Source organism: uncultured Campylobacter sp., from assembly GCF_938031315.1.
In the GTDB taxonomy this organism is placed as follows: domain Bacteria; phylum Campylobacterota; class Campylobacteria; order Campylobacterales; family Campylobacteraceae; genus Campylobacter_B.
Genome location: NZ_CALHHT010000516.1, coordinates 1 through 5,650 on the forward strand (window position 1 = coordinate 1; position 5,650 = coordinate 5,650).

At 50.4% G+C, this 5,650-nt stretch carries 5 protein-coding genes; all 5 read right to left on the reverse strand.

Annotated elements, in window-relative coordinates; all coding sequences use genetic code 11:
- Positions 1-650 precede the first annotated feature (650 nt).
- A complete protein-coding gene (thiS, locus tag Q0236_RS12805) occupies positions 651-854 on the reverse strand; it encodes a sulfur carrier protein ThiS (RefSeq protein ID WP_297918821.1) in 204 nt (67 codons plus the stop codon).
- Positions 847-2,439: an ABC-F family ATP-binding cassette domain-containing protein gene (locus tag Q0236_RS12810; RefSeq protein ID WP_297918824.1), complete on the reverse strand. Its 1,593-nt coding sequence runs from the start codon at positions 2,437-2,439 to the stop codon at positions 847-849. The genes thiS and Q0236_RS12810 overlap by 8 nt, the downstream gene beginning before the upstream one ends.
- 198 nt (positions 2,440-2,637) lie before the next feature.
- Entirely contained in the window at positions 2,638-3,765 is a 1,128-nt protein-coding gene (locus tag Q0236_RS12815) for a cation diffusion facilitator family transporter (protein ID WP_297918827.1), read from the reverse strand.
- A gap of 18 nt (positions 3,766-3,783) precedes the next feature.
- Positions 3,784-4,164 carry a hypothetical protein gene (locus tag Q0236_RS12820; RefSeq protein ID WP_297918830.1) on the reverse strand — a complete coding sequence of 127 codons (381 nt, stop codon included), beginning with the start codon at positions 4,162-4,164 and terminating at the stop codon, positions 3,784-3,786.
- A gap of 361 nt (positions 4,165-4,525) precedes the next feature.
- The coding region (locus Q0236_RS12825; protein ID WP_297918833.1) for a tetrahydrodipicolinate N-succinyltransferase N-terminal domain-containing protein at positions 4,526-5,650 on the reverse strand (1,125 nt) is incomplete at its 5' end.

A 5,650-nucleotide genomic window follows, 5' to 3' on the forward strand; every position in this document is an offset into this window, starting at 1 on the left:
TTGAGATAGATCCGGACCGCCGCTTTCTACCAAATCGTAAATTCTCGAATAAATACAACTTTCCATATCCTTAGCGGCATCCATCATGATCTCAAAATCATTCCCGTCCATGGTATAATCCCATGTTTTGACTTCTAGGTCTAACATATTTACTCCTTTGTACAACAAATTTTTTATGAATGTGTGAGATTGCTTTAAGTATGGCGTTTCGATATCGTTATTATACTATATGTCATTTAAATTTACAAATTTTATAGCCCCACATTGTTCTGCGACACTACCGAGAGGGGTCACATAGATCTTTAAAGTTCTATACTAAAAGCTATACCGCAAAATTTAAAATTTCGCGCTTAGTCAGCGCCGATATAAATCCAAAGTCGCGCAACAGCCTGTCCCATAAATTCAAAAAATCCAAACATCGCCATATTCGCCGTACTGCCGCGTCTCAGTGCCGCTGTACTACTTAAAATCTCAGCGGCTTTGCTTCCAAATTTAGCCGCCGTCATATCGCCGTATCGTTTAAAATTTTAACGATACGCGTGCAAATTTTAAGCTCTAGCCGATGTGTCGTCGTACCGATTAATTTAGCAACTTCTGCGCGGATTTAAAACTCGGTCGCCGCAATTTTAACATAACCCAAAGTTCCGACCTCAGCCGCCGCCTACGAACTCGACGATCTCATATTTTTTGCCGCTTGAGATCTGCGTGCGCTCCCACTCCTGCTTTTTTAAAATTTCGCCGTCGCGCTCGAGCGCCACTAGGCGCAGATCGTGTCCGCGCAAGCGCAAAAACTCACTCACGCTCATATCCTGCGCCAGCTGCAGAGGCTCGCCGTTTACGCAGATCTCAATCATCGCTCGCCCCCAAGCTCTCGCGATACTCCTCGTAAGTGCCCCTAAAATCGACGATTTCACCGCCTCCTTTGAGATGCAAAATTCTATTTGCAAACGCATCGATAAGCTCACGGTCGTGGCTCACGCAGATCGCGCATCCCGCGAAGTTATACAGCGCCTCTCCCAGAGCGATGATCGCCTCAAGATCAAGGTGATTGTTGGGCTCATCGAGCACCAGCAGGTTCGGGCGTTGCAGCATTAGCTTACTTAGCATCACGCGGTGCTTCTCGCCGCCGCTTAGGCTGCCCACGCTTTTCTCTTGCTCCGCGCCGCTAAAAAGCATACGTCCAAGGCATTTGCGAATTTCATCCAGATCCCTATTTTGCGGGCTTTGTAGGTATTCGTAGAGCTTGAGCTCGCCTGAAATTTTATTATTCGTATCCTGCGCGAAGTACCCGGGCTCGATCGTGGCGCCCATGTGCACCTTGCCACGCTGCGGCGTGAGCTCGCCCATGATGATCTTGCAAAGCGTGCTTTTGCCCACGCCGTTTCGCCCGATGATTGCAATCTTATCGCCGTGAGCGAGCTTGAGGTTGAAATTTTTCAGAATTTCAATCTCGCCGAAGCTCATATCCACGCCGCTTAGCTCTAAAATTTCATTTCCGATCTCGCGCGCGGGCTTAAATAAAATGCTGGGCTCTCTGCGCGAAGAGGTCGCAAGCTCGCTAAGATCGAGTTTATCAAGCTGTTTTTGACGGCTCGTGGCCTGCTTGGCTTTGCTTGCGTTGGCGCTGAAGCGAGCGATAAATTTTTCAAGCTCCGCCTTTTCTTTGAGCTTTTTCTCGCGCTCGAACTGCGCCTGTTTGGCTATGAGATTGGACGCTATGAACCAGTCGTCGTAATTGCCGCTAAATTCGCGCACCCGCCTAAAATCCACGTCGAGGATGTCCGTGCAGACGCGGTTTAAGAAGTGGCGGTCGTGGCTGATGACTACGAGCGTGCCGGTGTGGCGATTTAGCTCAAACTCGAGCCACGAAATGGCGTCGATATCGAGGTTATTGGTCGGCTCGTCCAAAAACAGCACGTCGGGGCGCGGGAAGAGCACCTGCGCGAGCAAAACCTTAAATTTATCGCTCGTCTCGATCTCGCTCATCTTTTTATCGAAGTCGCCCAGCCCCAGCGAACTTAAAATTTTCTCGATCCGCGTTTCGTACTCGTAGGCGGGATCCTCCTCCGCACAGATCATCTCAAGCTCGCCGAGGCGCTCGTTTATCTCGTCGTTAAACTCGCCCGCTTCGTAAAGCTGCGTCTTTTCGCGCACGGCGTCATAAAGGCGCTTGTTACCGTAAAGCACGGCGTCTTTGACGCTGAAGCTTTCAAAAGCGAACTGATCCTGCCCCAAAACGCCGATTTTAAGCCCGCTCTCTATTAAAATTTCGCCGCTGCTTGCTTCGATCTGCCCGCTTAAAATTTTAAGTAGCGTCGATTTACCCGCGCCGTTTGCGCCGATGAGACCGTAGCGCCTGCCCTTATCGAGGCTCAAATTTACGTTTTCAAAAAGCAGCTGTTTGCCGAAGCGCATCGTAAGATCTTTGATTTCAACCATATTTTTCCTTTTAAATTTCTCTTTGCATTGCCTTGCGCGCGGGCTTCTGCCAGGTTTTGCGCGCAAATTTTATCTCGCGGTTTATTGCGGCATTTGCGCCGCGCGGAGCTGCGATAAATTTCTCCTATTGTAGCTTAAAATTCTAAAATTTCGCCGAAGGGGCGCGGGCGGGCGCGATTAAATTTATACCGCCAAAGCTTAGCCGCTGTAATCGCTATCGCGAGTGATGATGAGCGTGTAGTTCGGATACGCGGCGCGCACCTGCTTGCAAACCGCGCGAAACGTCGCCTCCATGTCGGGCGCTGCGAAATCGACGATAACGTCAAAGCTGATCGCGCGCTTGCTCTCGTCGAGATAAAAGCCATGTATCTGCGAGACGAACTCGTGCGAAAGCGCCATCTGCTTGATATGTTTGCGGATCTTGGCGGCGCGCGGATCATTTTTATTAAACGCGTAAATTCCTACGGTGTCTAGGATGATATTAAATTTCGCAAAAACGGCGTTTTGGATGCGGCGCGTAAGAGCGTCGATCTGCGCCGCGGTCGTATCGCTTGCGACCTCGATGTGGATGCTGCCGACCATCTTATCGGGCCCGTAGTCATGAAACATCAGATCATACGCGCCGATGACGCCCTCAAAGCCGCGCACGACGTCGTAAATTTCATTCGTAAGCTCCAAGCTCGGGCGCGAGCCCAAAAGCTTGCTGATCGTATCGCGCAGAATTTCATACGCCGTTTTGATTAAAAGCGCCGAAATTATCGCGCCCAGATACGCCTCCAAGCTCAGCCCGAAAATAAGCGAAATAAAAGCCGCTACGAGGGTGGCTAGCGATACGAGCGCGTCGTATTTGGCGTCCACGCCGCTAGCAATGAGCGAGTCAGAGTTCACGCGCTCGCCTGTCTTTTGAGTATAAAGCCCCAGGCTAAATTTCGCCGCGACCGCTACGGCGATGATGACGAGCGAAACCGCATTATAATTCGCCGCTTGCGGATGGATGATCTTTTTGATCGATTCGACGAGCGAGACGCCGCCGGTGTAGAGGATGATGACGGCGATTACGATCGCGCTTAGATACTCGATCCTACCGTGTCCGAAGGGGTGTGCGCGATCGGGCTGCTTGCTCGCAAGATGCACGCCCACGATCGTAATGACGGATGAAAGTGCGTCGCTTAGGTTATTTACGGCATCAAGCACGATCGCGATCGAGCCTGAGATCAGCCCCACGACGCCCTTAAATGCCGCTAAAATTACATTTGAAATGATACCGATCGCACCGGTGCGAATGATGATTTTATCTCTGCTATACGCCGCTTGAGGCACTTCCATTATCTCTCCTTTGAAATTTTATTCCAAGCCGCAATCGCTGCGCGTATAGGTCAGATCGGCGATTTTTTCGCCGCTTTGCAGAAATTCTCGTACGCCTATGCGATTTAGACCGCCCGCTTTCATCATCGCGCAGACGTCCTTTTGCCTGTTGGCGCGCAAAATGCTTTCAAAATTTTGCTTGATTTTGGGATCTACTTTGTCCCAAATTTCATTTTTTAAAATCGTGGGAATTACAAATTTATCGCCCTCGCATGTAGCCGCGCTCAACTCTATATTTTTAGTCGCGGGGTGACTGTGCCCATTTACGGCGTCCGCCAAAGCCTTGCAGCGCTCGGCATCTCCCGCAAGCGCTGCGCTGCAGATAAATACGCCAAATACGGCGGGTATAAATTTATTCATTTTCATCTCCTTATTTTTATTTGAAATTTATCATATTAAAATTTTAAATTCAATCTATTTTTGAAATTTAAAGATCCTTTGTGCGGCGCAAATCCGCGAGCCGCCAAAATTACTTACGTTAAAATAGCGGCGTAAATTCCATAAATCACCGCTGGAAATTTTTTAAATCGCGGCAAAAATTCTTTAAATTCCGCGCAAAATTCTATGAGTAAAAATTTTGCGACGGATCGCATGCGCTCGCTAAAAGCGGCGTGCGGCGAGATCGTCCGTATCTTTTTCAAACTCGCCGTTTAAGTTATAGATTTAACGCAGCTTAAAAAAGCTCCAGCCGATCTACGCCCCGCCGTTTAAATTTATAAATTTAATGCAGTTCCGCATTTAGTTTGATCGCGCGCTTGCTAACGCTTGCCGTAATCTGCCCGCTTTGGCTGTTTTGTCGGAAGTGCAGTCCGCTAAGCCCGGCAAGCTCAAGCCCTTTATAAATTTCACGATCGAACGCAAAGCCTGGATTTAGCGCTGCTAGCGCCTCGCGATCCTTTTGCGCGATGAAAACCTTCGTGCCCTCAAGTACCGCGATGCCGGCATCCACGATGCAGCGGTCGCCTAGCGGAATGCCCGTTACGGAGTTTGCGCCCAGCAGGCAGTGCTTGCCGATGCTCACGGCATTGCCGTTGGTGCCGCTTAGCACGCCCAAAATCGACGCACCGCCGCCTATGTCGCTGCCCTCGCCCACGACGACCGAGCTGCTGACGCGCCCCTCGATCATAACGCTGCCGGTCGTGCCTGCGTTGAAATTTACATACGCAGCACCCGGCATCACGGTCGTACCCGCGGAGATATGCGCACCCAAACGCACTTTCGCATCGTCTAAAATCCGCACGTTTTGCGGCGGTACGACGTGGCTTAGATAGCGCGGAAATTTATCGACGCTGATTATGCGTGGATAGCGGCCTTGCATTTTTAAAGAGATTTCGTTTTCACGCAGCCACCAAAGCTCGATCGGGCGGGCGTTTTCATCCCATGCGACGTTCGGAAGCACGCTAAATGCGCCATCTAGATTGAGCGTGCGCGGCTCGCAGAGATTTAGCGAAAGCGCGTAAAGCTTGAGATAGGCGCTCTCGACACTTTTTGGCGCGGTATCCTCAAAGATGAAGCTAGCGCAAAAGCTCGCGTGCTCGTCCGATTTCATCGCCTCTTTAACCGCAAGCAGCACCTGCAGATTTTTGTGCGCGCCCTCTTTGGCGTCTGGCTGCAGAAATTTTAAAGCCTCGATCGCCTTTTTTAGGGCTTTATGCGTCAGCGTCAAAATACACTCACTACCGCTAAAATCCGCTTGTGCGTCGCAGCTTTGCAGCGCGTGAATTAGCACTGCTGCGCTTGTTAGCCCATCTTTAAAATTTACGTGCGCGTAATTTACGCTTAGGCTTTTGTGCCCCTCCGCGCACCCCTTAAATACGCGCCCGACCGCCCACATGATCGGATCGCG